This is a genomic window from Chloroflexota bacterium (assembly GCA_016219275.1).
In the GTDB taxonomy this organism is placed as follows: Bacteria; Chloroflexota; Anaerolineae; order UBA4142; family UBA4142; genus JACRBM01.
The window spans coordinates 275,426-302,423 of record JACRBM010000040.1; the positions used below are offsets into that span (position 1 = coordinate 275,426).

At 57.3% G+C, this 26,998-nt stretch carries 23 protein-coding genes; 1 reads left to right on the forward strand and 22 read right to left on the reverse strand.

What is annotated here, in order from left to right; translation table 11 throughout:
- Window position 1 precedes the first annotated feature (1 nt).
- Entirely contained in the window at window positions 2–1,039 is a 1,038-nt protein-coding gene (locus HY868_10375; protein MBI5302534.1) for a carbohydrate kinase, read from the forward strand.
- A 52-nt stretch (window positions 1,040–1,091) separates the two neighbouring features.
- Here HY868_10375 and HY868_10380 read toward each other — a convergent pair whose 3' ends face one another.
- The 22 genes from HY868_10380 to HY868_10485 form a co-directional block, all read right to left on the reverse strand.
- Window positions 1,092–1,802 (reverse strand): ABC transporter ATP-binding protein, encoded by a 711-nt coding sequence (locus HY868_10380; GenBank protein ID MBI5302535.1) that lies wholly within the window; start codon window positions 1,800–1,802, stop codon window positions 1,092–1,094.
- Window positions 1,799–2,566 carry an ABC transporter ATP-binding protein gene (locus HY868_10385; protein MBI5302536.1) on the reverse strand — a complete coding sequence of 256 codons (768 nt, stop codon included), beginning with the start codon at window positions 2,564–2,566 and terminating at the stop codon, window positions 1,799–1,801. Before HY868_10385 ends, HY868_10380 begins: the two co-directional genes overlap by 4 nt.
- Window positions 2,563–3,531: a branched-chain amino acid ABC transporter permease gene (locus HY868_10390; protein MBI5302537.1), complete on the reverse strand. Its 969-nt coding sequence runs from the start codon at window positions 3,529–3,531 to the stop codon at window positions 2,563–2,565. The genes HY868_10385 and HY868_10390 overlap by 4 nt, the downstream gene beginning before the upstream one ends.
- Complete coding sequence (locus HY868_10395) at window positions 3,532–4,392, reverse strand: branched-chain amino acid ABC transporter permease (protein MBI5302538.1); 861 nt, start codon at window positions 4,390–4,392, stop codon at window positions 3,532–3,534.
- Between the two features lie 97 nt (window positions 4,393–4,489).
- The gene (locus tag HY868_10400) at window positions 4,490–5,899 is read right to left on the reverse strand and encodes an amino acid ABC transporter substrate-binding protein (GenBank protein ID MBI5302539.1); all 1,410 of its coding nucleotides are present in this window, start codon (window positions 5,897–5,899) and stop codon (window positions 4,490–4,492) included.
- Window positions 5,900–7,005: 1,106 nt separating this feature from the next.
- Window positions 7,006–7,734: a DUF2270 domain-containing protein gene (locus HY868_10405; GenBank protein MBI5302540.1), complete on the reverse strand. Its 729-nt coding sequence runs from the start codon at window positions 7,732–7,734 to the stop codon at window positions 7,006–7,008.
- A 213-nt stretch (window positions 7,735–7,947) separates the two neighbouring features.
- Window positions 7,948–8,784, reverse strand: coding sequence for a formate dehydrogenase accessory protein FdhE (locus HY868_10410; GenBank protein ID MBI5302541.1), 837 nt, complete (start codon window positions 8,782–8,784; stop codon window positions 7,948–7,950).
- Window positions 8,785–8,793: 9 nt separating this feature from the next.
- Window positions 8,794–9,255, reverse strand: a complete 462-nt coding sequence (locus HY868_10415) for a Crp/Fnr family transcriptional regulator (GenBank protein ID MBI5302542.1) — start codon at window positions 9,253–9,255, stop codon at window positions 8,794–8,796.
- Between the two features lie 80 nt (window positions 9,256–9,335).
- Window positions 9,336–9,815, reverse strand: a complete 480-nt coding sequence (locus HY868_10420) for a hydrogenase maturation protease (protein MBI5302543.1) — start codon at window positions 9,813–9,815, stop codon at window positions 9,336–9,338.
- Window positions 9,816–9,912: 97 nt separating this feature from the next.
- On the reverse strand, window positions 9,913–11,379 hold the full coding sequence (locus tag HY868_10425) for a Ni/Fe hydrogenase subunit alpha (protein MBI5302544.1): 1,467 nt from the start codon (window positions 11,377–11,379) through the stop codon (window positions 9,913–9,915).
- A gap of 100 nt (window positions 11,380–11,479) precedes the next feature.
- A complete protein-coding gene (locus tag HY868_10430) occupies window positions 11,480–12,460 on the reverse strand; it encodes an oxidoreductase (GenBank protein MBI5302545.1) in 981 nt (326 codons plus the stop codon).
- The gene (locus HY868_10435; GenBank protein ID MBI5302546.1) at window positions 12,457–12,933 is read right to left on the reverse strand and encodes a hydrogenase iron-sulfur subunit; all 477 of its coding nucleotides are present in this window, start codon (window positions 12,931–12,933) and stop codon (window positions 12,457–12,459) included. The genes HY868_10430 and HY868_10435 overlap by 4 nt, the downstream gene beginning before the upstream one ends.
- 121 nt (window positions 12,934–13,054) lie before the next feature.
- The gene (locus HY868_10440; protein ID MBI5302547.1) at window positions 13,055–15,085 is read right to left on the reverse strand and encodes a CoB--CoM heterodisulfide reductase iron-sulfur subunit A family protein; all 2,031 of its coding nucleotides are present in this window, start codon (window positions 15,083–15,085) and stop codon (window positions 13,055–13,057) included.
- 3 nt (window positions 15,086–15,088) lie between these two features.
- Window positions 15,089–16,072: a CoB--CoM heterodisulfide reductase iron-sulfur subunit B family protein gene (locus HY868_10445; GenBank protein MBI5302548.1), complete on the reverse strand. Its 984-nt coding sequence runs from the start codon at window positions 16,070–16,072 to the stop codon at window positions 15,089–15,091.
- Complete coding sequence (locus tag HY868_10450) at window positions 16,069–16,668, reverse strand: 4Fe-4S dicluster domain-containing protein (protein MBI5302549.1); 600 nt, start codon at window positions 16,666–16,668, stop codon at window positions 16,069–16,071. The genes HY868_10445 and HY868_10450 overlap by 4 nt, the downstream gene beginning before the upstream one ends.
- Before the next feature lie 536 nt (window positions 16,669–17,204).
- Window positions 17,205–18,014 carry a formate dehydrogenase accessory protein FdhE gene (locus tag HY868_10455; protein MBI5302550.1) on the reverse strand — a complete coding sequence of 270 codons (810 nt, stop codon included), beginning with the start codon at window positions 18,012–18,014 and terminating at the stop codon, window positions 17,205–17,207.
- Window positions 18,015–19,214: a Ni/Fe-hydrogenase cytochrome b subunit gene (gene hybB / locus HY868_10460; protein MBI5302551.1), complete on the reverse strand. Its 1,200-nt coding sequence runs from the start codon at window positions 19,212–19,214 to the stop codon at window positions 18,015–18,017.
- Window positions 19,207–20,016, reverse strand: a complete 810-nt coding sequence (locus HY868_10465; protein ID MBI5302552.1) for a 4Fe-4S dicluster domain-containing protein — start codon at window positions 20,014–20,016, stop codon at window positions 19,207–19,209. The genes hybB and HY868_10465 overlap by 8 nt, the downstream gene beginning before the upstream one ends.
- Window positions 20,017–20,020: 4 nt before the next feature.
- Window positions 20,021–23,164 carry a formate dehydrogenase-N subunit alpha gene (fdnG, locus tag HY868_10470; protein MBI5302553.1) on the reverse strand — a complete coding sequence of 1,048 codons (3,144 nt, stop codon included), beginning with the start codon at window positions 23,162–23,164 and terminating at the stop codon, window positions 20,021–20,023.
- 226 nt (window positions 23,165–23,390) lie between these two features.
- Window positions 23,391–24,044, reverse strand: coding sequence for a response regulator transcription factor (locus tag HY868_10475; GenBank protein MBI5302554.1), 654 nt, complete (start codon window positions 24,042–24,044; stop codon window positions 23,391–23,393).
- Window positions 24,013–25,986, reverse strand: coding sequence for a HAMP domain-containing protein (locus tag HY868_10480; protein ID MBI5302555.1), 1,974 nt, complete (start codon window positions 25,984–25,986; stop codon window positions 24,013–24,015). The genes HY868_10475 and HY868_10480 overlap by 32 nt, the downstream gene beginning before the upstream one ends.
- A gap of 466 nt (window positions 25,987–26,452) precedes the next feature.
- Window positions 26,453–26,980 carry a hypothetical protein gene (locus HY868_10485; protein ID MBI5302556.1) on the reverse strand — a complete coding sequence of 176 codons (528 nt, stop codon included), beginning with the start codon at window positions 26,978–26,980 and terminating at the stop codon, window positions 26,453–26,455.
- Between the last annotated feature and the right edge of the window lie 18 nt (window positions 26,981–26,998).

Sequence of the window (26,998 nt, forward strand, 5' to 3'; positions counted from 1 at the left end):
GATGGACGCGGATTTTTATTTTTTATCCGCGCTCATCCGCGTCCAATTTTTTGACACAATGAACATCTCCGAACTTGAAAACCTACTCGCGCGATTTCCCGCGCTCACACTCCTCGTCCTCGGCGATTATTTTCTCGACTACTATCTGGAGATTGATTCGTCGCTCGCGGAGATTTCGCTGGAGACCGGACTGGAGGCGCACCAGGTCGTGCAAACGCGCGCGCATCCCGGCGCGGCGGGCACGGTCACGTCGAATTTGCGCGCGCTCGGCGTCAACGTCATCGCGCTCGGCGTAATCGGCGATGACGGCAACGGCTATGAATTGCAACGCGCGCTCCGGGAAACCGGCGTGGACATTGCGCCGCTGATTGTCTCGCGTGAACGCGTCACGCCGACGTACACCAAGCCCCTGCGCGACAGAATTGAACTGAATCGGCTCGACATCAAGAATCGCGTTGCGCTCGCGCCTAAGATCGAAAATGATCTCATCGCGCGCGTATGCGAAACGCTTCGCGTGCCGCGTGTGAATGGCATCGTTATCGTTGACCAGGTTCACGAAGACGTTGGCGGAATCGTGACGACACGCGTGCGTGAAGAAATCGCGCGGGTCGCTGAATCGAAAATCGTCGTCGTCGAATCGCGCGCGCGGTGCGGTGAATTTCGCAACGTGATCGTGCAAGCGAATCTGGGCGAGGCGAAACGCGCGACGGGGTTGGAGAGCATTGAGGCGTGCGGCGCGGAATTGCATCGTCGCACGAATCGAATCGCGTACATCACCGCCGGCGCAAATGGCATCTTTGTTTTCGATGACCTGGGATGCGCGCAAATCCCGGCAATCCCAGTTTCCGAACCGATTGACACGGTTGGCGCGGGCGATAGTGTGCTCGCCGGATTCACCGCGGCAATCTGCGCCGGCGCAAACGTGCGCGACGCGGCGTACATCGGTAACCTCGTCGCGTCGGTGACGATTCGACAAATCGGTACGACCGGCACGGCGACGCCGCAACAACTGCTTGCCGCGCAACGCGCTATAGAATGAACGCAAACAAAAACCCGAAGGGTCTGGGAGACCCTTCGGGTTTTTCGTCCTGTCACAATCCCAGGTACGCTTTGCGGACACTTTCCATCTGGCGTACCTTTTTCGCTTCGCCCTCGGTTTCGACGCGCCCGTTGTTCATCACGTACGCGTAATCGCTGACCGCGAGCGCCATCTGCACGTTCTGCTCGACGAGGAGCATCGTGTAACCTTGCCCCTTGAGTTTCTGAATTACTTCGAACAGATTCATCACCAACAGCGGCGACAAGCCGAGCGACAATTCGTCGAACATCAGTACTTTGGGCTGGCTCATCAAGCCGCGCGCAATCGCGAGCATTTGTTGCTCGCCGCCGGAAAGCGTGCCGGCGATTTGCGTACGGCGTTCTTTCATGCGCGGCAATAGTTCAAATACCCAGTCGAGATTTTTCTGATACTCGCCGCGCGCGCTATTGGGAGTCGCGCCCATTTCGAGATTTTCGAGCACGGACATATCGGTGAATAGTTGCCGCCCTTCGGGCACGAGCACCAAACCCGATTGCACTTTTTCGTGCGGCGAAAGGTGCGTCACATCGCGTCCATCGTAGACGACGCTCCCTTTCCACGCCGGCACCAGCCCCATCACCGCGCGCAACAGGGTCGTCTTGCCGCTCCCGTTCGAGCCGACGAGCGTCGTCAACTTACCCTGCTCTAAACGGAGCGAGACGCCCCACAGGATTTGTACTTCGCCGTAACCGGCTTGGACGTCCTTGACTTCAAGTGTACTCATCCTGCGCCCTCCAAGAAACGTTCCGCGATTTTGGGATCACCCAGGTACGCTTCGATCACTTGCGGATTGTTGGACACTTCAGCCGGGGTGCCTTCCGCGACTTTTGCGCCGTAGACGAGCACGACCACACGGTCGGAAAGATTCATGACCGCATGCATCAAGTGTTCGATCATCAGGATCGTTACGCCTTGCTTGCGAACATTGCGAATCACTTCGACCATGCCCGCAACTTCTTGCGGATTCAGACCGGCAAGCACCTCGTCGAGCAGGAGCAGAATCGGTTTCTGCGCGAGCGCGCGCGCGAGTTCGAGCCGTTTCTTTTGCGCGACGTTGAGTTTGCTCGCGAGCATATCGCGTCGGTCGGTCAGCCCAACCGATCCGAGCACCTGATCGGCGACGTGCGCCGCCGCGCCGAGCGAAAGATTTTCGCGACCGAAGCACGCGCCAATTGTCACGTTCTCGTGCACGGTCAATTCGGCGAGCGGGCGCACGATTTGATGCGTGCGCGAGAGACCGCGCTTGGCGAGTTTGAACGGCGGCAAGCCGGTCACATCTTCGCCGCGAAAAATCACCTTGCCGCTCGTCGGCGCAAACACGCCGTTGATCGCGTTGAACATCGTCGTCTTGCCCGCGCCGTTCGGACCGATCAGACCCAGGATTTCGCCTTGCTGGATCGTGAAATTTACCTTGTCCAACGCGAGCAAACCGCCAAAGCGTCGGCTGACATCTTCGACTTTGAGAATTTCCGAGGGGACGGTAGTCATTCGAGGAACCTCCGCAAGGTTGGAATGCGTTGACGCAACCAACCAACAACCCCGGCGGTTACGAACAGGACGATGATGAGCAATAACAGACCCGAGATAACCAGGTGCGCGTTGCTAAAAATGGGATCGGTGATCAAGAATCCGCGCAAGCGTTCGTAGACGAATGCGCCGACGATGGGACCGGTCACGGTGCCGAACCCACCCAGCATCACCATCACCAGCGCTTCAATCGAACGATGCAATTCGAACGCGGGTCCCGGTTCGATGTTGCCGTTCTTGAAGAAAAAGAGCGCGCCGGCGAGCGCGGGGAAAAACGCCGAGATGGTGTACGTCATTACTTTGGCGCGCGCCGGGTCAATGCCCAGCACCATCGCGGTATCCTGGTCTTCGCGGATCGCCATCAGACTCAACCCGAATTTGGATTTCTTGATGACGAAACTCGCGGTGATCGTCAACAGCGCCACCAAGATGATGCCATAGTACGCTAGTTGCGATGCGCTCTTGGCTCCACCGTAGGCATCGTACACCGAGAATTGCAAGAGCATGCCCACCGCACCGCCCAGCGCGTCCACGTTGGTGACGAGCGTGCGAAATGCTTCGTTGATGCCAATCGTCGCGAGCGCAAAGTACGCGCCGCGCAAACGCAACACCGGCATTCCGATCAGAAACGCGATCAAACTCGCGATGCCGCCGCCGATGAGCGCGGCGAGCACAAAGTTGAATTGCAAGGTCTGGATCAGATAGAACGCGGTGTATCCCCCGATGCCGAAGAAAACAATGTGACCGAAACTCACATAGCCGGTGTAGCCCATAATGATATTGACGCTGGAGGCAAGCGTCACGAGCATGAGAAGCACAAAGAGTTCTTCGCGCAGCGCCGGCAAGTTGCCGAAGACCGGCATGAGCGCCACACCCAAGACGACGAACCAGATGATCCAGAGTGAGGGATTGGTTAGCGATTTCATCTAGCGCGCTCCCAACAGACCGTTCGGACGGAACAACAGGATCAAAATGAACACGACGAATTCGAACACAGGCACGTAACTCACGGGCATGAAAATCGTGGTGATACTTTCGAGCAAACCGATAACGATACCACCGAGCAATGCGCCGGTCGGATTGCCCAATCCACCCAGGACGACGATGACAAAACTTTTGGTTTCGAGTCCGCCGCCGGAGAGAACGGTGAATCCAAAGAGCGTCGCGAGCAGAGCGCCGGATACCATCGCCAACACGGTGCCGATGCCGAAACTCAACGCCAGCGCCCAAGTCGAATTGATGCCCATCAACTCGGCGGCGGAGCGATTGTTCGCCACCGCGCGGATGGATTTGCCGATGTGCGTGCGATAGAGGAAGGCGTAGAGTGCGCCGGTAACGAGGAGGGCGATCAACACGGCGACGACGCGCGTGCCGAGCACCGTGATTGTGCCAGCGCGAAAGGCGGGGAGTTCAAGCGAGAGACCGCGCGGGCTGGTGGAGAAAATGATCGTCAACGCGCCGATGAGCATCATATTCACCGAGAACGTTGCGAGCAAGGTCGTCAATTCCGGCGCGTTGATGACGCGATGCACCGCGACAAAGTACGTGACGACACCGGTTACGAGTCCCAGCACGATGACAATCGGCAGAGCGAGATAGGGATTGATACCCAGGTTTTGGCTCAGCACCAGGACGGCGAACATACCCATCACGATGAAGGGTCCGTGACCGAGGTTGATCACTTTCATCACGCCGAAGATCAGCGTCAATCCCATCGCCATCAAGCCGAAGACGAATCCGAGCGTCAATCCATCAATGGACGACGCGATCAGGACTTCAAAGTTCATTGCCACCTCTCTGTGGTAAGTTGAATAGTGAGATAGTGCAACAGTGCGATAGTTGAACTAGCCAACTATCGCACTATCGAGCTAGAAAACTAGCGCACTATTTGCGAAGTTGTCCGTCTGCCGATTTTGCTTCGAGAGGCCAAACGATGTTGGTGATCAACTTGCCAGAGGCGTCCTTTTGCCACTGCATATAGACCATATCGTGGGCGACTTGCTTGCCATGCGTCTTGGCTTCGGTGCTGAACTTGATGACGCCGTAGAACGTCATCAGATTCATCTTGTCGAGCGCGGCGACGATTTTCGCCGGGTCAACACTGTCGGCGTCTTCAATCGCTTTTTGGAGGAGCAAGCCCTGCGCGTAACCGCCCGCCGAGTGATAGGACGGCGAGTCTTTGTACTTGGCGACGTACGCGTCCGTGAATGCTTTGACGCTCGGACCGTAGTAGGGGATGTTCGCGGCTTTGGCGGATTCGGCGCTGTACGTGACCTGCGGTTCCCATTGGCTGGGTCCGATAATGTACTGCGCGGCATCGCCAATATCTTTGAAGGTGGGTTCCGGCGGCGCGACCAACAAGGTGACAAAGCGCACCGGAGTCTTTTTATCGTACAGTTGCTTGGCAAAAGTCGTGCCATCGGCAAAGTGACCGCCGCCTAAAATCGCATCGGGATTCGTCGCACTGATCTTGTTGATAAACGGCGAAAAGTCGGTCGAGCCGGTGTCGTACCCTTCGAACATGACGACGTTCAAGCCCTTGCCCTCGGCGTAGGGTTTCAGCGCGTTGGCAACCGAGGTGGAGAACGAGTCTTTTTCGTACACGATCGCGATCTTTTTCGCGGTCGGATCAATTTTCATCAACATGTCCGCCGCACCGGTCAGGTAGCGGCTCGCGGGCGTGTACAACTGGAACGTATTTTTGAAACCTTGTTCCATGGTAACGTCATCCGCCGCGCCGGCGGTGATCATTACTTTGCCGTTCTGTTCGCCAACGACGGCGGCAGCGCGGGCGAGACCACTGCTGTACGGGCTGAGGAGGAAATCGGCTTTGTCTTCGTTGATGAGTTTGGCGTAGAGCGCTTGCACGCGGTCGGTCTTGCTTTCGTCGTCGTAGAACTTCATTTCCGGCATGTAGAGGGTACCGTCTTTCAACTTGATGCCGCCGGCTTTTTTCACATCATCCAGCCACAATTGCAAGCCCTCGACCTGTTTCTTGGAGGCAACTTGTTGCGCGCCGGTTTGAGACGCGGTAAAGCCAATCAAGAGTTTCTTGGCTTGCGCGGCGAGCGCGGAGGTTGCCGCCGGTTTAGTCGCTTCGGGCGCTTTGGTTGCCGCGGGAGCGGTGGTTGCTGCCGGGACAGCTGTGGGAGCGGGGGCTTTGGTCGGTTCAACGACCGGGGCTTTGGTGGGCGGAGCGGAGGTTGGAGCGGCTGTCGGCGCCGCACAGGCAACGATGATCAGTCCCAAGGTCAGCAGGATACCGATCGTCAACACACGTAACTGGTTGCGCATTCTTCTTCTCCTTTTCCTTTTGCGCGTCTTTGCGTTTTTCTCCGAGACACTGAGGTGCCGTTCAAAAAGGGCAGCGAACCCTGAGGTCTGCTTGCATCACCCTTTCTCACAGGAATTGAGATGTAGAGCGTGTGCCAAAATTAGATGTTAGGGCTATTATATCCAGTAGAAGAAAATAAATCAAATTTGTTGCGATTATTGGGTGTGCGTCAAGTTTTTGGGTGGTAAAAAACCTTGCGAAGGGTGAACGGCAATCATATTTGATTTGTCGTCAAAATCTTCGCAAGGTTGAGTGTTCCAAAATTTTGACGGACGCCCCGCCGAGCACGGCGTTTCAAAAGTCGCTTGACTCACTTGCCAACCTAACCCCCAACCCCCTTCCCTATAAGGGAAGGGGGCAGGGGGATGGGTCTGCAAATGACTTTTGAAAAACCGTGCCCCGCCGAGTCGGCAACAGGGGTGTGCGTCAAGTTTTTGGGTGGTAAAAAAACCTTGCGAAGGGCGAACGGCAATCATATTTGATTTGTCGTCAAAATCTTCGCAAGGTTGATTGTTCCAAAATTTTGACGGACGCCCGCGATTATTTGCGACAAAATACGAATCCAACCGCCAAGCGGATGGATTCGTGTGTCATTCAATTGCACAGCCATCCTTGCGAAGGTTGCCGAAACACCTACGAAAGCAACGATTCTTGGCAAAGCAATACCTTCGCCAATTTATTCCTTCATCCGCGAATCTCACGAATCTTCGCTCATTTTGTTTTTTATTCGAGACTGTAGCATGCCCGCCGGTAAAATGGCAATTGAAATTGCCCCGCGTGAGCCGTTGGCTGGTCGCCCGCCTACGCCGGCGAATTTCGCGTCCACGAAGGTGGACGCCCGGCAGAACACCCACCAAGGGCGATTTCAATCGCCCCTGTCGGTCGCCATGCTACACTGTCTTTTATTCGCGGGATTCGCGTTATTCGCGGATCAATTTATGATATTGGCGAAGGTGTTGGCAAAGGAAACTGCATTTCAATCCAACACGCGTTCGAACCTTCGCAAGGGTAAGCGCTAGACCCATTCAGACCCACGTGGTCAGAAAAAGTTTGAAACCCCGGCGGGCTAGTCTTTGCCGGACATCCGTTCGTGAATTATTTGATCGAGCCGCGAACGATCAAACACCTCACCCACCGAACGGCGCATGGGCACTGTCAGCAAGCCCATGCCGAAAAATAGCGCGAGAAACGCCGCCATCACGCCGATGACGATTTCTCCGCCGATCGGTCCAATCGCGCTGCGCGGCACGAACGCTTCCCAGGATGTAATGGAGGTCGGTTGCGTAACATTTTTCAAAACCCAACTGGCGACGAGCGTGAGAAAAATCCAACTATAGTTGCGTCGAAAGCGGCGACCCAGGGCTTCCCACAACGAGATCGGAAACTGCGGGTGGCGCAAACTCTCCGCCAGTTTGGTCGCCCAATCGGCTGCGGGTTCGTACGGCGGCACCAACATCGCGGCAAAAAAATTCTCTTCCATCAAGCGCGTGCGGTACGCCCACAGTTCGTAATAGCGGTCGCGCCGCGCCTCGATGAACAGAAAGAGCGCGATCAAGATCAGGTTGATGATGATGACGCCGTGATGATGGTCCGGCGACGACAAGGAAAACGAAATCGCCGCGCCGGCGGTGATGATTGCCCAGTTGGTCGTCGCATCCAAGCGCGTGCGCCACACATTCGACCGTTGAATTTCGGCGCGATAGAAATGGACGAACGCGGTGTTGAATTCGCCGGTCTTCAAGTCGCGTCCGCGAAAGGTCCAAAGGGGTTCGAGTTCGGGTTGTGGCTCTGTCATTACGGTTGTTCCTGCAAAAGCATGGCGGCGTCGAGCAAATCGCCCAGGGTGATGCTGATGATGGAATCGCCCGCGCGCGCTAGATCGCGGGAATGCCTGGCGCGTGGTTTTCTATCTTGGACTAGTCGGTGTGTATTATCGGCGGGGGATTGTCTTTTGTCAAACGAGGTACGCGGGAAAGGAATTAGCGCGCGGGCGCGCGCCCGCGCCAGTTCAACCAGCGATTAGGTTTCGACGGTTAACTCGTTCAACGAGGTCGAGCGTTAGCCGCAGATTGCGCTCGACGACGAGGGAATGCTCGTCGTGAACCTGACGCAAGTTCATCATCCGCAGCGCGCCGCCGCATTTAGCGCACGCGGAAACCAGGATGGCTGGGGCATCGGTCGCGGCGCTGGTGAGTTGATCGGGGTCATCGCATCCACAGAGCGGACAGGCGGAGCGCCAAAACGTCCATTCGAAATCGCACCGCGAACAGATTAGCCGGCGCGCGCCAGTCTCTTTTTCGAACGCGCCAAAATCCGGTTTGCCGCCGCACACTGGACAGCGCGGGCGATACCACGTGCTCGCGTCCACATACGCGCCGAGCGATTTGGCGTACTTGCGCAACGTTGGATGCAACGCTTGATTGAAAACAAAGGCAAGGAGTAAATCCGCTGCGCCATGCTCCCTGCCTCGCTCTATGCGCTCCTGGTCGAGATAACGTTCCGCCACGTTGGCAAGCGACGCGTACTCGTGGCACAACCAATCGCGAATGTCTTCGAGTGTCGGCGCCCACTCTGGGAAATGGTTCGCTGTGACCAGACAGATCCGATGGCAGAGCGTCGCCAACACCATGCGGTCTATCTCGATTTCCGCTGGACACAGAATCGGCTGCCATTGTTTCAAGCGCGCGAGGGCTTGGCTCGCCTGGGTCTCGCAATCGCCGCGGCGGGGTTCGGCGCGCGCTTGCAGGGCAAGCATCGCGAGCCAATACGCGACGACGCCGGAATGATTCGCGCGGTTCGCGGCTTGCGCGTACAGTTTTTCCCGAATGCGATCGTAACCGATCATCGTCCCTCTTTACGCGGGTTGGCGCGCCGCCGCCAATTCCACGCGCGCAAAGTGTAAGCGTTCGATTGAGATTTGCGCGACCTGGCGCATCAACGCATAGCCCATTTTGCAGTCCACTTCGCACAGCGCGCGCAACGCCTTGGCTTCGACTTGGAGGATGCGGCTGGGACTGGCGACCCGCGCGGTAGCGGTGAGCGTGTACGGCTCGATAAGCGCGGAGATGCCGAACGCTTCACCGATGCTCACATCGCCGACGAGAAATTGATCTTTGGGATCGCCGCTTGCGGCGTAGTACAAATCCACACTGCCTTCCATCAGCAAATAGAGCGCCTCGACCGGTTGCCCTTCCGCAAACAGAATCGTGTTCGCATCCGCTTGGATTTCTTCGGTCACCATCGCAATCGCTTTTTGCTGATCCTCATTCAAGCAACAAAAGAACGGATAGCGGCGGAGAACTTCGGGGGAAATCATGGCTCCTCCTTGAGATTAGTTAACAGTGAACAGTGAACAGTGAACAGTGGGACAGTGGGACAGTGTTCAGTATTCAGTATTCAGCGTTCAGTCAATTGAGTGATAACAAGACGAACCGCGTCGGGAATCGCGCGCGCGACGGCAGGCGAGAGTTCTTCGGAAAAATCGTACACCTGTTGGGATTCGATTCCGACGATGACAATGGCGCGCGGCAACATCGCACCCATTTGGCGTCCGACCTCTAGCGCGGTTTGCAAATTCGTTTCGTGCGCCGAGGCGAGATGGCTCGCGGCATCCTTCGGCAAATTCTCCAAACGAAAGCAACTCACACTGCCTTGCGACGCACGCCCGGTGTTGATCGCGTCCACGATGATCACGCGCTCGTAACCGACGAGGCGTTCCATCAACGACAAGCCGCCGCCGGCGTGATAGTCTATTTCGTATTGCGTGTAGCGCGCCGCGTTGGCGTCAAGCGACGCGGCGACTTGTTCGACGATACGCCAGCCCACGCCATCGTCACCGAGAAGTGGATTGCCGAGACCGAGAACAAGTACTTTCATCGTATCAAGCAATTCCAACGGCAGGGGTGCAAGGGAGTAGGGGGGCAGAGGAGAATTCGGTACGCTCCCCTGCTCCTCTGCCTCTCTGCTCCCCGGCTTAACAATGTTGCTTTAGAACCTCAACCACCTCGCCGCGCGCGTCGCGCACCGTCACTTGCAGCGGCATCTGACCTGGGAACGAATGCGTCGCGCATCCGAAACACGGGTCGTACGCGCGGAACGCCATCTCGACGCGATTCAACATGCCTTCGCTAACGATCGTTCCTTTTTTGATGAAACTCGCGGCGGCTTTTTTGATGCTCATGCTGATCGGCGCGTAATTGTTAGTCGTGCCGACGATGAGATTCACCTTCGTCAGAATACCGCGTTCGTCCGTCCAATAGTGATGCGTCAGCGTCCCGCGCGGCGCTTCGACAATGCCGACGCCTTCGGTCGGCGTTTCGGTTGGTATCGCGCGGAAATTATCGGACGTAATTTCCGGATCAGTCGCCAGTTCGACCCAGCGTTCCGCCGCGTACAACAATTCGATCAGGCGCGCCCAGTGCGTCGCGAGGCGTTGGTGCACCGGCTTGCCGCCGAGTGCGTTGTAGAACTTGTCGTACTCGGCTTGCGCGAGCGGCGTCGCCATGCCGTCCGCCGCGTTGAGCCGCGAGAGCGGCGTCGCGCTGTACACGCCGGACTCGACGCCGTCGGTAAAACCATTCCAACCGATTTTCTTAAGGTACGGAAATTTCAAGTACGTCCACGGCTCGACGCGCTCGGCAATCCAATCGGGATACTCGTGCGGCGCGTACTTGCCGATGCGTTTGCCCTCCGGGTCAACCACGCTGACCAAGCCGTCGTAGAAATTCACCTTGTTGTTCGCGTCCACCGTGCCGATAGAGTACGTGCGATGCATATACGCATCGCCCAGCACCAAGTCCACGTACGCCTTGTTGCTCAACACAATGTCGCCGAACAATTTCAAACTGAACTGCGCGAACTCGATTGCCCAGCGACCCAGTTTTTCGATTTCGACGCGCTGTTCCTCGGTGATACCTTTCGACAAGCCGCCGGGAATCGAAGTGCAGGGATGCACCTTGCGCCCGCCGATCATTTCGATGACGGTGTGCCCGGCGCGGCGCGCCTGAATCACCTTGCCGCCGATTTCGAGTCCGACTTTGTGAATGACACCCAGGATGTTGCGTTCGGCGACCGGCGCATCGGGACCCATCACGAAATCGGGACCGCCGAGCGCGTAGAAATGCGTCGTGTGATCGGTGACGTAGAACGCGCTGTACAACAACTCGCGCAACAGTTTTGCCGGACGCGGCGGGTCAAGGTGATACACCGCGTCGCACGCCTTGGCGGCTGCCATGTGATGCGCTTCAGGGCAAACGCCGCAGATGCGTCCGGTTAGCACCGGCATTTCCTCGACGGGACGACCGACGCAAAAGCGTTCAAACCCGCGTAGTTCGGGAATCTGAAAGTACGTATTCGCGACATCGCCTTCGTCGTTCAAGAAAATTTCGATCTTGCCGTGACCCTCTAATCGCGTTATCGGATCTATTGTGATTCGTTGCATGTTTCCTCCGTCTAGTTCGATAGTTCGATAGTGCAATAGTGCGATAGCTGAACGACCTAGTATGACAACTAACGCACTAACCAACTATTGCACTAACGCACTATCCTTTCCACGCATCCTTGCTCGCGCGTAACAGTGACCCAGACATGCCAAACCGATAAAACATTCCGGCTGGGTCGGGGATGCCGTCGAGGATTTGTTCGACCTGCTTGGGATCGCGCGCGTCAATGACCGACGCGACCGCGGAGAGCAAGCGCGCACCCTGATCCATCGCGCCGTCCGTCGCGCCGTAACATCCCACGCACGGCATACTCGCGGTCGGACACGCCGCACCGCAACCGCCGCGCGTCGCGGGTCCGTTGCACAACACACCTTGTTCGAGCAAGCACAGCGTCGGATCGGGTTTGATGTCTTGGATGCGAACGAACTGCGTGATCTTTTTCTCGTTGCGCGCGCGCTGACATTCTTCGCACACAGTCGAGGCGCCCGCGCCGATGACCGCGCCCTTGGGCGGCAACTCGGCTTTGCCTTGCAACACCTGGATCACCAAATCAATCACCGCCGCGATTTGATGCGATTCGGGCGGACAGCCCGGCATATAGTAATCTACAGGCACGACTTGTTCGAGCGTTTTCACAACGGGATACATTTCCGGAATCGTGATTTCGCCTTCGGGCATAGTCCAACGCGTTTGCGGCAGGATGTGGTTCGGGTTCTCCGTCGAAATGGTATTGAACGCGGTGTCGAAGATGGATTGTTTGTCGCTGAGATTCGCCAGCGCGGGGATGCCGCCCTCGGTCGCGCACGCGCCGAACGCGACGAGCAGTTGCGATTTACGGCGCAGCAAGCGTGCAATGTGTTCGTTCTCGTCGTTGCGAATCGCGCCGTTGAACAAGGTCAATAAGATAGACTTGTCCTCCATCGCTTGTACATCTTTGTATTTCGCGTCCATTGCGACGGGCCAAAACACGACGTCGAAATTCGCGTCCACGTCGAGAATTTTTTCGTGCGTGTTCAGCACCGCGATTTCGCAGCCGCCGCACGACGCCGACCAGTACATTGCGAATTTAGGTTTGCTCATGCGGGCACCTCCTCCAAACCTTGCGAAAGTTGCTCGCTCTGCGCCTTCGCAAGAGTCCGGCGCGTGTGCCAATTGAGCGGACCGAGCGCGCGGACTTGCTCGACGATTTGGGTCGCCTGCTCGGCAAAGTACGCGCCTTCCGCCGCGCTCGCCCAAATCAGTTTGATGCGTTGCGGCTCGATGCCGAACGACGCGAGCAAACGTGTGAGCAACAGATACCGGCTTTGCGTCTTGTAATTTTGTTCGAGGTAATGGCAATCGCCGGGATGACAACCGCTAATCAGCACGCCATCCGCGCCGTCCGCAAACGCTTTCAACACGAACGTTGGATCCAATCGCCCCGAACACATCAAGCGAATCAAACGCAAGTTTGGCGGATATTTCATCCGTCCCAGCCCAGCCATGTCTGCCGCGCGATAACTACACCAGTTGCAGGTGAATCCGATTATCAATGGTTCGAATTTGTCAGGCATACTTATCCTCCATATTCCCTCCCCTGTCGAAGACGGGGGAGGGTAGGGTGGGGGTCGTAACGCGGGGACAGTCGGCGCGGAACCCTCGTCACGAGCACGCGCGCTATCCCCGCGTTCTCACTCATGCTGGGACGGGTTCGGTCGCCTCAGTGATGGGAACGCCATTCTCCATCAACAGTCCGCGCAACTGTGCCAACACCTGGTCGTTGCTGAACACCGTGCCGCTGATCGCGCCGGCGGGGCACGCGGCGACGCAGGTACCGCAGCCCTGGCACAACGCCGGATTCACTTCCGAGTACGCGCGGTTGCCGTTGTATTTCGCGACGAACGTGATCGCGTTGAACGGGCACAGGTTGTTGCAGATGCGACAACCGGAACAATGTTCCTTGTCAATGCTCGCGCGCACCGGTTCGAGCGAAATTTGCTTCTGCTGAATTTTGCCGATGACGCGCGCTGCCGCCGCAGCGCCTTGCGAGACCGCCGCCGGAATATCCTTCGGACCCTGGGCACAGCCCGCGATGTAAATGCCTTCGGTCATCGTCGCGACCGGATCGAGCTTGGGATGTTTCTCGATGAACCAGCCGTTCATGCTGCACGAGATGCCGAAAATCTTGCCGACTTGTTTCGCGTCCGCGCGCGGTTCCAGCCCCACTGAAAGAATCACCATATCCACCGGGATACGGCGTTGCTGTCCGATGAGCGTGTCCTCTGCCTGAATGATGAGTTTACCTTCCTCGCCCGGCAAGCGCGCGGCATCGGTCACTTCGGCGACGCGCCCGCGCACGAACAGCGTTCCTTCCTCGAGCACGCGTTGATAGAATTCGTCGTAATCCTTGAACGCGGTGCGAATGTCGAGATAAAAGTTGTACACGGTCGCGCCGGTTTTTTCCTTGACCAGGTGCGCGAATTTCAAACTCTGCATACAACAGATATTCGAACAATAATTGTTGTGCCGCTTGTCGCGACTGCCGACGCAGTGAATGATGCCGACGGTTTTTGGTACGGTCACGCCATCGCGCAAAAAGATTTTGCCGCCGGTCGGTCCCGCCGCGTTCGTCAATCGCTCGAATTCGAGACTCGTGAAGACGTTGGCGAGGCGACCGTAACCGTACTGCGGAATGCGGCGCGCGTTGAAGAGATCGTAGCCGGTCGCCAGAATGATGTTGCCGACTTGCAAGGTCAGCGTCTCGTCGTGTTGTTTGAAATCAATCGCGCCGGTCGGACAGAATTTTTCGCACGCCTTGCACGTTCCTTTTTGAAAGAACGTGCAATTCGCGCGATCAATCACCGGATATTTCGGAATCGCTTGCGGGAACGGTTTGTAGACCGCTTTGCGATAACCCAGCCCGGCTTCGAAAACCTGGTCTACCACTTTTTTCGGACACTTGTCCTGGCATACACCGCACCCGTTGCACAAATCGGTGTTGATGTAGCGCGCTTTGCGTTTTACGGTCGCAGTGAAATTGCCAACGTATCCATCCACGTTCGTCACTTCGCTATAACTCAACAGCGTGATGTTGGGATGGTTGCCGACCGAAACCATTTTCGGCGTGAGAATGCACGCGGAGCAATCGAGCGTCGGGAATGTTTTGTCGAACTGCGCCATGTGTCCGCCGATGGACGGCTCACGCTCCACGAGATAGACCGGCGTGCCGCTGTCCGCGATTTCGAGCGCGGCTTGAATGCCGGCGACTCCGCCGCCGACGACCATCGTCGCCGGATGAATCGGCACGCGGAGCGGTTCGAGCGGTTCGTGATATTCCACACGTTCGACCGCGCCGGAGATCAACGCCATCGCTTTCTCGGTCGCGGCGAGCGAATCGGTGTGCACCCAGGATACTTGCTCGCGAATCGAAACGAGTTCGCACAGATAGCCGTTCAGCCCGGCGCGGGCGCACGCGTTGCGAAACGTTTGCTCGTGCAAGTGCGGCGAGCACGCGGCGACGACGACGCGCGTCAGTCCCAGTTCCTTGATGTCTTTTTCGATCATCTCTTGACCGGGACTGGAGCACATGAATTTGTAATCGCGCGCGATGACGACGCCGCGCGGTTTGAGTCGTTCGCCCGCCCACTTCGCCGTGTTCTCGCAATCCACCATGCCGGCGATGTTGCTGCCGCAATGACAAATATAAACGCCAATGCGTTGAGTCATGGTTTACTCCTCCTGCCCCGGCATTTCCGGCATCGGCAGCGCCTCTTTCGATTTGCGCGGCGGGCGCGCCGGTTTTTCCTCAGCGGGTGGCGGTACTTCAACGCCGAGGCGCGCCAACGCCGGACGCGCGTCCACGATTTCCGAACCGATACCCAGGGTTGCCGCGTTCATGCCGAATGCCAAGCCCATCATCTGCGTAAAGTACAGCACGGGCACGTGATAGTTCGATTTGTAGAACCGATTCATCGCGCCCTGAAAGCCGTCGAGGTTCAGTTGACACATCGGGCACACGGTCACGATCATGTCGGCGTTGTAATCCGCCGCGCCCTTGACCAAACGCTGAATCAAATCGAACGCGACCGATTCGCTGATCTGGGTCATGTGTCCGCCGCAACAGTGCGCTTTCATTGGATAGTCCACGACTTCCGCGCCCAATACCTTGAGCAATTTGTCGAGCGCGGTCGGATATTCCGGATCGTCTACCTGTCCGTAGAACGCGGGGCGACCGATCAAGCACCCATAGTACGGCGCGATGCGTAAACCCTTGAGCGGTCTGGTCACGCGTTGCGCGACCGCGGCGTACCCGACATCATTGACGATCACGTCGAGCAAGTGCCGCGTCTTGATCGAGCCAGGTTTGTACTGCAAGCCGGCTTCGGCGAGCGCGAGGTTCACTTTCGTCGCGAGCGACGCATCCTCGGTCAAGTACGTGTCGGCTTTGCACAAGTTGAGATAGCACGCGCTGCACGGCGCGATCATTTCGGTGAAATGATCCATCCGCGCGGCGAGCGCGAGATTGCGCGCGACGAGCGCGTACGCCGCCATCCGATTCAACGCGATGTACTCGGTCGCGCCGCAACAATTCCAATCGTCCACTTCGGTTAACTCGATGCCGAGCGGCGGGGTCACGGCGAGCGTGGACTGCCAGTACGGAAAACCTGCCGCGCCTTTTTCGAGCGAGCAACCGGGAAATACGCTGTACTTCATGCGGCGCCTCCCATGATTTGCGCGTCGTCCTGGGTTTCCAACTCTTTGGCTTTGGCGAGGATCGCTTTCAGTCCGTCCATGCCCTTGATGCGTTTGGGCGTGAAACTGATGCGTCCTTTCGTGACCATACTCACACCCATGTCGGCGATCTTGAACACGCCGAACGGATTGTGCCGCAGCATGTGTTGCGACATCAGACCCAGTTCGAACGCGCGTCCATAACTCTCGACGGTTGCGATAAACGTCTTGGAAAAATCCGGCGCGGTCGAATCGTCGAACAACTTGGTCTTGACGGAGAAGCGCTTCAAGGTGTACATCAGATCGGTGACGTGCACCTCTTGCGGACAGCGCACCATGCAATAGTAGCACGACACACAAAACCAGGGCGTGTTACTCTGCAGGACTTGATCTTTCATCCCCGCGCGTACCATCGCGAAGAGTTGCCGCGGGGTGTGGCGCATGTCGGGACCCGAAGGGCACGAGCCGCCGCACGTGCCGCACTGAATACACATCACGAGGCGCGGATCGCCGGGGGTGGCGGCAACGACTTGATCGAGGAATGTGATCGGGCGTACCGCCGGCGTGGTTTGGTGCATAAAACCCTCCTTGCTAGCGAGCGAATCCACTGGGGAGTCGAACAAAACCAAACTGAGATGAAACCTCCGCGTTCCATCCTGACTACAGTCTACGCCATCTCGCGTTCTACGACTATCGGTAGATGGCAGTATTTTGCCTTGCAGAGTTTCGGTATTTAAGAACAATACCTTCGCCAAATCGTTTTCGCCCGTTTTTTATCCGCGTATAACGCGAATCTCCGCTAATTTTTAAATTCATTCGCGTTACACTTGCCCTGGCGGGAACGCAAGTGCCAGGGTTCGCGTTATTCGCGGATGAATTTATGCAATACCGCAAAACTCACTTTTTGTCATTCTGAGGAGCGGCTCTTGAAAACGCGCAACCAAGTGAATTCAAACAAGCGACGAAGAATCTCGCCAGTTGCTTGAGCGATCCTTCGCTTCGCTCAGGATGACAAAGCGAGTTTTGCGCTTTTGCGAATTTATGATTTTGGCGACGGTGTTGTAAAAATAAAGACCTTTCAGGTGTGCCCTGAAAGGTCTGACTATCTTACCCTTTACACTCCGACGTATCCCTTATCGCGCGCCGCCACATCCATTCCAAGCGTCAGCACGCGTTCCGCCGCCAAGATAGCCGGCGGTTCCATGTAGCGCGCGTCAATCGCTTTGAGATAGCGTTGGCATTTGTCGCACACGTACAGCCAGTACCCCGCGTCCTCAAAGTAACTGTCCGCGCCGTCGCCGCAGAACGGACAGCCGACGCGGCTGAATCGCCATTCGGTATCGCACCGCGAACAGAGCAGACGCCGCGCATCACCCTTTTCCAGCGCGGCGAAATCCGGCGCGCCACCGCAAAACGGACACGACCCCAGATACCACGGCGCGCTGGCGAGCCACGATTGCCAACGTTCCGCCTCGGCGCGGAGGAAGGGACGCAAGGTGTGATTCAGCGCGACACGTGCCAGCGGAAACTCTGGATTATTTTCGGCGTCCGCGATTTCTTCATCGGCGAGGTACGCGCCGACGAGCGACACGAGCCGCTCCGCCGGCAACTGAGCGATGCATGCAATCGCCTCTGCGAGGTCGGCGCGGTGCGTGGCGATGATGAAGCAGACCTGGGTCCATAGTTCGGCGACGCGCGCCGCGTCCGGTTGCCACGCGAGCAGAGTAAGTAACGGTTCGCCGCGATCGAGCGCGCGCGCGGCGCTCTCGCCGTCTAACGCGCGCGCGGCATTGGCAAACGCGATCGGCGCGCGCGCTTGAGCTTGGATCAAATCCGCGTGCAACGCGATGACATCAACCAGGTCGGGATGTGCCGACCTGGCTTGATCTAACGCGGAAAGAATGCGCGAATAACTGGCAATCATTTATTCGGACGCCATCACGCCTGCCGATTGCGCTCCAACCGGTTGCATTGCAGTTCGTGGTTCAACCAGCGCGGGGTGATGTTCGTCTTCAAACAAGGGGAGATATCGCGCCGCGAGCGCAAACGCTACGACCATCGCCGACAGCACACCGAGCTGAATCGCCACTTCCATCCAGCTGGGCGTGTACTCGTACCCGGCAATCGGCAACATTGCGAAAAGCGTGGTGTCGAAGCGATTGAGAAACACGCCCGCGAGCACGACCGCGCCGCCGAGAAACGACAAGGGGCGACTCATCCGTACGCGCTCGCGCGTGAACAACGCGATCGGAATGACGCCGAACAACACGATTTCACCGACGAAGAGCCAACTGTACGTCGCGCTCGTCCAGATGAGCGTAAACTCACCCGCCGCCAACAACTCGCCGAGACGCAACACCCAGTAAAACGCCACCGCCCAGGGCAAGATCAACCCCAACTCTGCGATGATTTTTTGATTCAGACTCCGATGAAAAGCCAGGTGGCTCCACATCGTCGCGCAGATTACCGTCGCCATCCCTGCCGCGATGGACGAGACAAAGAACAACACGGGGACGAATGGCGTGTACCACAACGGATGCAAACGATGATCCATCACGAGAAACATACTGCCCAGCGAGGACTGGTGCAAGGTGGACAGCGTTGCGCCGGCGATGATCAGCGGCATCGTAATCTTTTTGACGAAGGCAAGCGCGCGATGCCACTTTAGTTTCTGCAAAACGACCGGGCTAAACTCGGCGAACAGGATCGCGCTATAAATCGCGATGCACCAACTCACTTCGAACAACGCCGAGTTGATGTTGGGGTAGATGAAAAAATGATACGCGCGATCCCAGCGTCCCAGGTCGAACGCGAGGATCACGAGCACCGAGAGATAGCCGAGCAGACCGGTGAGAACGGTGAGCCGCGTGGCTTTGTGCAATTCTTCGATTTGAAAAATGTACACAATCGTCGCGAGCGTAAACGCGCCGCCGGAAAACGCGACCATGAACAGATCAAAGCCGATCCAGATGCCCCACGGATAACCGTCGTTCAAGTTCGTCGTGGGACCCAGCCCGACCAACAGCCGATACAAGGCGATGCCGGTGCCAAAGAGCGCGAGCGCGACAAACGGATAAAGCCAGCGCGGTTGACTCACGGCTTCTTTGAGAATGCGCTTAACCATGATGAACCTCCCCGTCATTTTCGGTGTGGGCGCGCAACGCGGCAACCTTGCGCCGGCGATTGATCGTCCAATAGACGCCGCTCAACACCAGCGCCATCCCGGTTGCCACCGTCGGCGTGAGATGGATGACTTGATTGTTCAATTCCACCGGCGACCGGTCGGGCAAGACCGGAAAGCCCACTTGCTCGAACGGCACGGGCGAAATGTACAGCCACGAGGTGCCGCCGACTTCGTGCTCGCCGTAGACATGTTTGACGTACTTGCCCGGATTGGAATAGATGCGATGGTTCGCGATTTCGAGCATTTCTTCGCGGGTGCCGTACTTGAGCGCGCCGGGCGGGCAGGTCTTGGCGCACGCCGGTTGCTCGCCCGCGTCGAGGCGATCCACGCAAAAGTTGCACTTGGCGATGAGCGAGAATTGTTTGTTCCACTCGAACATCGGCACGTGAAACGGGCATGCGTACTGACAGTAACGACAACCGATGCACCGCTCCGCATCGTAGACGACGGGACCATCTTCGCGCTGAATCAGCGCGCCGACGGTGCACGCGGATACGCACGAGGGCGTGGCGCAGTGCATACATTGCCGCTTGGCGAAAATCCAATTCATCTTGTCGCCCTGTTCGAGTTCGTGAAACTCGATGAGCATAAACGTCCGGTTGTTGCGTTTGATTGGATTTTGATACGAACCCAGGTTGCGCGTCTTGTCGCTAGGCAAGTCTTGCCACTGCTTGCAGGCAACCTGGCAACCGCGACAGCCAATGCACTTGGCAAGATCAACGAGGACTGCATGTTTTGCCATTGTGTTATCCCTCCGCCTTTTTCACGTCCACCAAGAACGCCTTGTATTCGGGAATGCCGGTATTGCCGTCGCCAATGTGCGGCGTGATGTCGTTGGTGATGTCACCCGTCGCGATGCCTTGCCAGCCAAAGTGCCAGGGCATCCCGATTTGGTGTACGGTTCTGCCGTCCACTGTCAACGGCTTGAAGCGCGCCGTGACCACCGCGACGCCGGAAATTTTTCCGCGCGCCGACGAGACAACCACGCGGTCACCGTTCTTGATCGCTTTCTCCTTTGCCAACTCTTTGCTGATTTCGACAAAGAGATCGGGTTGCATTTCGGCAAGCCACGGCAGCGTCCGGCTCATCGCGCCGGCTTGCCAATGTTCCGTCACGCGATAGGTCGTCGCGATGATCGGAAACTTGTCGCGGGTACCCAGCCGATTGCCGATTTCCTGCTCCTTGTCCGTGTTATACGCTTTGACGACCGGGTTGCACTGTGCCCCGGAAACGCAATTCACGATGGGCGATTCGAACGGTTCGTAATGTTCCGGCAGAGGACCTTCGTTCAGTCCTTTGGGCGCGAACAACCAACCCTTGCCGTCCGCCTTCATAATGAACGGGTCGGTGCCGGCTTGCGCGCCGAGACCTTTGGCGGTGAGATCGGCTTTGGCAGTCGGCGCTTTGGTCGCGGCAAAGTCGGGCACGTCGTATCCGACCCAGGATTTTTTCTCCGCATCCCACCAGATCAGTTTTTTCTTTTCCGACCACGGTGTGCCGTCCGGGCGCGCCGCCGCGCGATTGTAGAGAATGTGGCGATTGGCGGGCCACGCCCAACCCCAGAACGGATACATGCCCAGGTCGCCTGGGTCTTTTTGTCCGCGCCGTTTCGCCGCCGGCATCACCTTGCCGTTGCCATCATCCGCCGACGCGAAATAGCCAGAGTAAATCCAGGTGCCGCATGCAATCGCATCGAAGTTTGCCGCCGAGGCAATCGTCGCAAACGACGGAAGCAACTTGCCTTTTTCGATCAACACTTTGCCGCTCGCGTCCTTCACTTCATCGAGCGCATAGCCGTTGATTTCGCGCGCCACGCGTTCGGCATCCGGCGGCGCGCCGTAATCCCACACCACGTCGAGAATCGGGCGGTCTTTATCATCCGCCGAACTCTTGTACAGGTCCTTGAGTTTTTTAACGAGTTCGGTGAGAATCCAAATATCTTCTTTCGCGTCGCCGGGCGCGGAGGCAACCTGGGAACGCCATTGGATGCGGCGACCGCTCGTGACGACACTGCCGGCTTTTTCCATCGCGTCCGCCGCGGGGAGCATGAACACTTCGGTCTTGACGTTCTTGGGATCAACGCCCGGCGCGCGCCAGAACGACGCGGTCTCCGTCTCGAACAAGTCCATCACGATGAGCCAATCGAGATTGGCGAGCGCACTGCGTTCGCGGCGCGCGTTCGGTCCGGACACGGCAGGATTCTGCCCCATACAAATCAAGCCATTGATGTTGCCTGCGTACATCGCCTCGAACAACGGAATCCAGGAATAGTTGCCGCTGACTTTGGGCAAATAGTTGTACGCGTAATCGTTTTCTTTCGTCGCCTTGTCGCCGTACCATGCTTTGAGCAAGTTCACGATAAAGCGCGGTCCGTTCGACCAGTACGAGGTCGTGTCGAATTTCGCGGAGAAGGTTGCCAGGTCAGGCAACTTGTCGGTTGGCGCGCCGAGATAGCCGGGCAAGTCTTGATACAACAGCGCCATATCGGTTGACCCTTGCACGTTCGATTCGCCGCGCAGCGCGTTGACGCCGCCGCCGGGCAGACCGATGTTGCCGAGCAACAACTGGAGAATCGCCATCGAGCGAACATTTTGCGTGCCGACCGTGTGTTGCGTTTGTCCCATCGCGTACAGAATCGTGCCCGATTTGTCCGCCGCGCCGGTCGCGCAAAACGTCTGCGCCACTTGGAGGAATTTTTCTTTCGGCGTGCCGCACACGCGCTCGACCAGTTCGGGCGTATAGCGCGCATAATGTTTCTTGAGATGCGCGAACGCACAGTTCGGATCGTCGAGCGAACCGGCTTGCTTGAACGCCGTCACTTCAACTTCTTTGCCATCCGCGCCAGTTACTTTTTGTTTTTCGATTTGATATTGCCAACTACTCGTATCGTAAACCGCGCGGGACGCATCAAAGCCGGAGAAATAACCGTCGAGCTCGGCGGGACCGCGGTACGTCGGATTGATGAGCGTCAGCGCGTTCGTGTACGCCTTGACATACTCTTCGTTGTAGAGTTTATTCTGCACCGCGTAATTGATGAGTCCGCCGAGGAACACAATATCCGTTCCTGCGCGCAGTGGTGCGTAGTAATCCGCCGTCGCCGCCGAGCGGGTAAAGCGCGGATCCACGACGAGGAGTTTCGCGCCCTTTTCGCGCGCCTTGTTGATCCAGAGAAACGAAGCGGGATGATTTTCCGCCGGATTGCCGCCGATGACGAGCAGACAATCGCTGTTCTTCAAATCCACCCAATCGTTCGTCATCGCGCCGCGACCATACGTGGGGCCCAGACCGGCCACCGTGGCGCTGTGTCAGATCCGTGCCTGATGTTCGAGCCACACGACTCCCAGGGTGCGCGCGAATTTGCTCGCGAGATAACAATCTTCGCTGTTGTTCGCCGCACCGCCAAGCCACGCGATGCCTTCGGTCCGATTCACGGTGACGTTCTTGTCGCCCACCTTGATTTGCTTGGTGAAAGTCTTGTCGCGCGTCTCTTTGATGCGCGTGGCAATCTGCTCGACCGCCCAATCCCAGGGTTTTTCTTCCCACTTGTCCGAGTTGGGCGCGCGATACATCACGTGCTTTAACCGGAGCGGGCTGTTCGAGAGTTGCGTCACGGCAACGGATTTGGGATCGAGCGCGCCGCGATTGATGATATGTTCGCTGTCCCCTTCACAGTTGATGATGTGCCCCTTGGCATCCGTGGCGACGACCAACCCGCACCCCACCGAGCAAAAGGGGCAGATGGTATGTGACTCACCAATCTGTTTGTGCAGGGGAAACTTGCGAATCTCGCCGGCGGCGGAGGCAGAACCGGCAACCGCCGGCAAAAGCATCCCTCCCGTTGCGAGGAGGGAGGACTTGAGGAATTGGCGACGTGACAAATCGAAACTCATGTGTTCTCCTTTGAGCAGTCGTGTCGGTTATCGAATTATCGGCAAATGCGAATGTATATTTAGGATCAAACACAACGCGCCCAGTGTACGCCATCACGCGTGTTTCGCCTATCGGTAGATTTCGGTATTCTGGGATACAGAGATTCGGTATTTGCGAATACAAAAACCCTCCCGACAGTTGTCGGGAGGGTCCGAGAGAAATCGCGGCGCGGGTAGACGAACGTGGCTACTCGACGCTCACAATGCCGTTACGAATCGCGTACTTGATCAATTCCGCGCTGTTGTGAATTCCCAGTTTCTCCATAATGTTCGCGCGATGCGTGTCCACGGTCTTGACGCTGATAGACCAGCGCTCGGCGATTTCGCGGCTACTTAATCCTTCCGCCACGAGACGCACGACATCGCGTTCGCGCTCGGTCAAAACCGATTGTTCGAGTGAACTCGCGTTCGGCGCATCGGCGAGCGCGTTCACGACCAGATGTGTAATGCTCGGCGGCAGGTACGCGCCCGAGTCGTGCACCGCGTGGATGGCGTGGATCAACTCGTTGGCGCGCGCGCGTTTGCTGATATAACCAACCGCGCCGGCTTGCAAGAGCGGCATGATGTACTCTTTGTTCTCGTGTTGCGTCAGCACCAACACGCGCGTGTCGGGAAATAATTTGTGAATCTCACGCGTCGCGTCCAAGCCATTCATCACCGGCATCGTAATGTCCATCAACACCACGTCGGGCTTGAGCTGGGTCACCGCGTCAATGGCTTGTTTGCCATCCACCGCTTGCCCGATGATCTTGATATCTTTTTGGTGCGATAGAAGCGAGCCGATCCCTTCACGCACGATGGCGTGATCGTCAACGAGCAGAACTCGAATCGGTTTGGACATGGTCACCCTCCTCGATGGTATCGGCGACATTGGATGGATCGAGCGGCACACTCAGGCGCACCACCGTCCCAGCATCGGGCGCGGCGTGAATAATCAGTTGACCGCCTACTGCATCCATCCGTTCGCGCATTCCCATCAAACCCAACCCGCGCTGGCTATCGGTATTGCTGTACACGCTGTTCACATCAAAGCCCTTGCCATTATCGGTAATCGTGACTTCCAAACAATCGGGCAGGAATTCAAAGACGAACTCGGCGCGCGATGCGCCGGAATGGCGCGCGATGTTATTGATCGCTTCCTGCACCACGCGAAAGAGCGCGCTCTCGACCGGGGAAGACAAACGGCGCGCGTGCCCGGCTTCGCGCATCCCAAAACGAATCGGCAAGCCATTGAAACGCAATTCGGCGCACCAGCGTAGCGCTGAAATCAAACCCAAATGGTCGAGCATGGTCGGACGTAAATCCGCGATGATGCGATGGATCTCTTCAAGCGCGGTGTTGGCGAGTTCGTGCATCCGTTCCAACTGCGGTCGGATTTCCGGCGCGGTCGTGGTTTCCGCCGCATCGTCCAACGCGTAGGACAAGCCGGTAAGCACCTGGCAGGTTTCGTCGTGCAAATCGCGCGAGATGCGTTTGCGTTCTTCCTCCTGCGCCGCAAAGATTCGCCGCAACAATTCGCCGCGCACGTGTTCTTTGCGTTGCAACTCGCCGTACAAACGCGAGATCTCGCTCTTGGCTTGCTCGACGGCAGTGGTGCGCTCGCGCACACGCGTATCCAATTCGCGGTTCCAGGTTTGGATCTTGGCGATGGAATCTTTCAGTCGCAGACGCATCGTGTCGAAGGACGACGCCAACGCGCCGATTTCATCGTGCCCTTCGACGTTTAGAGGCGTGTCGAGATCGCCGTCGGCAATGCGTTGGGTGGCGGCGGTCAATGCTTGGACTGGCGTAATCACACTGCGCGTCGTGAGGTACACCAGAATCAATGCGCCGATCAGCATGATCGCCATCAGCGCAAAAATGCGTAGTTGTAATTGGCGGATGGAGCCGAACACTTCGTCCTCGCTTTGGCGAACCGTGACACCCCACTGCACGCGTTCGAGCGGCGCAAAGGCGAGGACTTCAGCACGGGGCTGGGACGCAGTCGGCGTAGCGTGACAATCATGGCAGGTCGAGACCGCCGGGCGCTGATCGCGAATCAACGCCGCAAGCGCATCGCCGTGATCGCTCGTCTGACCGATGTGTTCGGGACGCGTGCTGATGAGAATATTTCCACCCAGATCAATCAGCTCGAGATAACCCGTCTCACCTAATCCAATCGGGTGGGTGAACAAACGAAGATGCGGACTGGTTAGATTGAGCGGGATGACCAGCGCACCTTTGACCTGATTGTTTTCATCGCGGATGGGCGTCGCGGCAATCGTGGTCGAACCCAGGACGCCGAGCGGTCGCGTATAGCGCGACACGGCGAAGGATTTGCCGTCGAGCACATCCGCGATCGAGGCAAAATGACCGAAGGAAACGGTTGCCGTCAGAGGAGGAAGCGCGGCGACGACATCCCCGCGGCGATCAAGGAGAAAAACCTGGGTCGTGTAGAAATCAAGTCGTTGGGAAGCCCGCCTGAGCGCCACACTGATACTCGCGGCGTCCGTCCAGATAGATTGCGCCGCCGCATCCGTCAGCACATCTTGCACGCCGGCAAGCACATAGTCAACGTGCCGGGCGGTTGCCTGTGCGAGGATCACGCGCTCGTGCTGAGTGCGCTGGATGTTTTCATTCAACGCCGCCGTGCCCAGGTACGTGAACAATCCAACCAGCGCAATGATCCCAACCACGACAATCGCCGCCATCTTGGCGCTCAACCCAATGTTGTGCCAGCGCCACCGGACGATGCGCTGAGGTAACCCCGACAGCATGTGCACACGCGTTTTTGGACTGCACATTCGGACGTCTTCTTTCGGATTCAGCAGGCGCGAAACAAAAGCGACTTATCCTAAACGAATCAATGTTCATTCATCCAGCCACGTACGTGAATATTGTACTGCGAATCACGGCGCAAGTCAAAAGAACTTGGCAACAGGGATGTCCATCAAGTTTTTGGGTGGTGAAAAAACGCAATACCGCAAAAGTCACTTTGCCTGAGCGTGTTTTGAGCGTGATTCATGCAATTCTGAGTGTGCCCAAAGTGAGTTTTGCGCTATTGCGAAAAAACCTTGCGAAAGTTGAACGGCAATCATATTTGATTTGTCGTCAAAACCTTCGCAAGGTTGAGTGTTCCAAAATTTTGACGCACACACTTGCAACCGCCCTGTCTGCGACATGGTTCAATGCGATTAGCGCGTGTGGGTTGGGATGCAAGGCGATACACGATTCGTTGCGGCGTTTCCCCGAATCCAAAAGCAAAGCGGATTAACGCGTCGCGCAACCAAGCGCCTCCGCGGCTTGGCGAATGCCGGCGTTCGATTTCAAGCGCAACGCGCTCGCCCAGTAATCGCCCGCGTGACCGCCGAATATCGAACGCGTTTCGCCGAACGGACCGGTGAGCGGAATGAACAACGTATCCGGTTCGCCAAATTTATAGGCGACGTGAATCTTGACACGCTTGGGATACGTCACTTCGAGCGCGCGTTGTTTCTCGCGATAATCGCGCAACGAGTCCGGCGGCAAGCCGTACGTCGGATCGTAACCGTCAATCTGCGACAACGCGGCGTTGAGCGCGCGCGTCAGCTCGTCGAACCCAGGTTGTCCCGGCGTGATCGTGACGCGGCAGCCCTCGCGATAAACCACGATGCTCTTAGGCGTCTCATTAAAATACGGCAGAAACCACAACGGATCGCCGTTCGCCAGCGAGCTGCTACAAAAAACTAGTCCACCGATCATTACAATCAGAACGAGAAATAAATCGCGCAAGTTGAATCGAACCGTCTCTAAATCCATTTGACTTGTCTCATACCT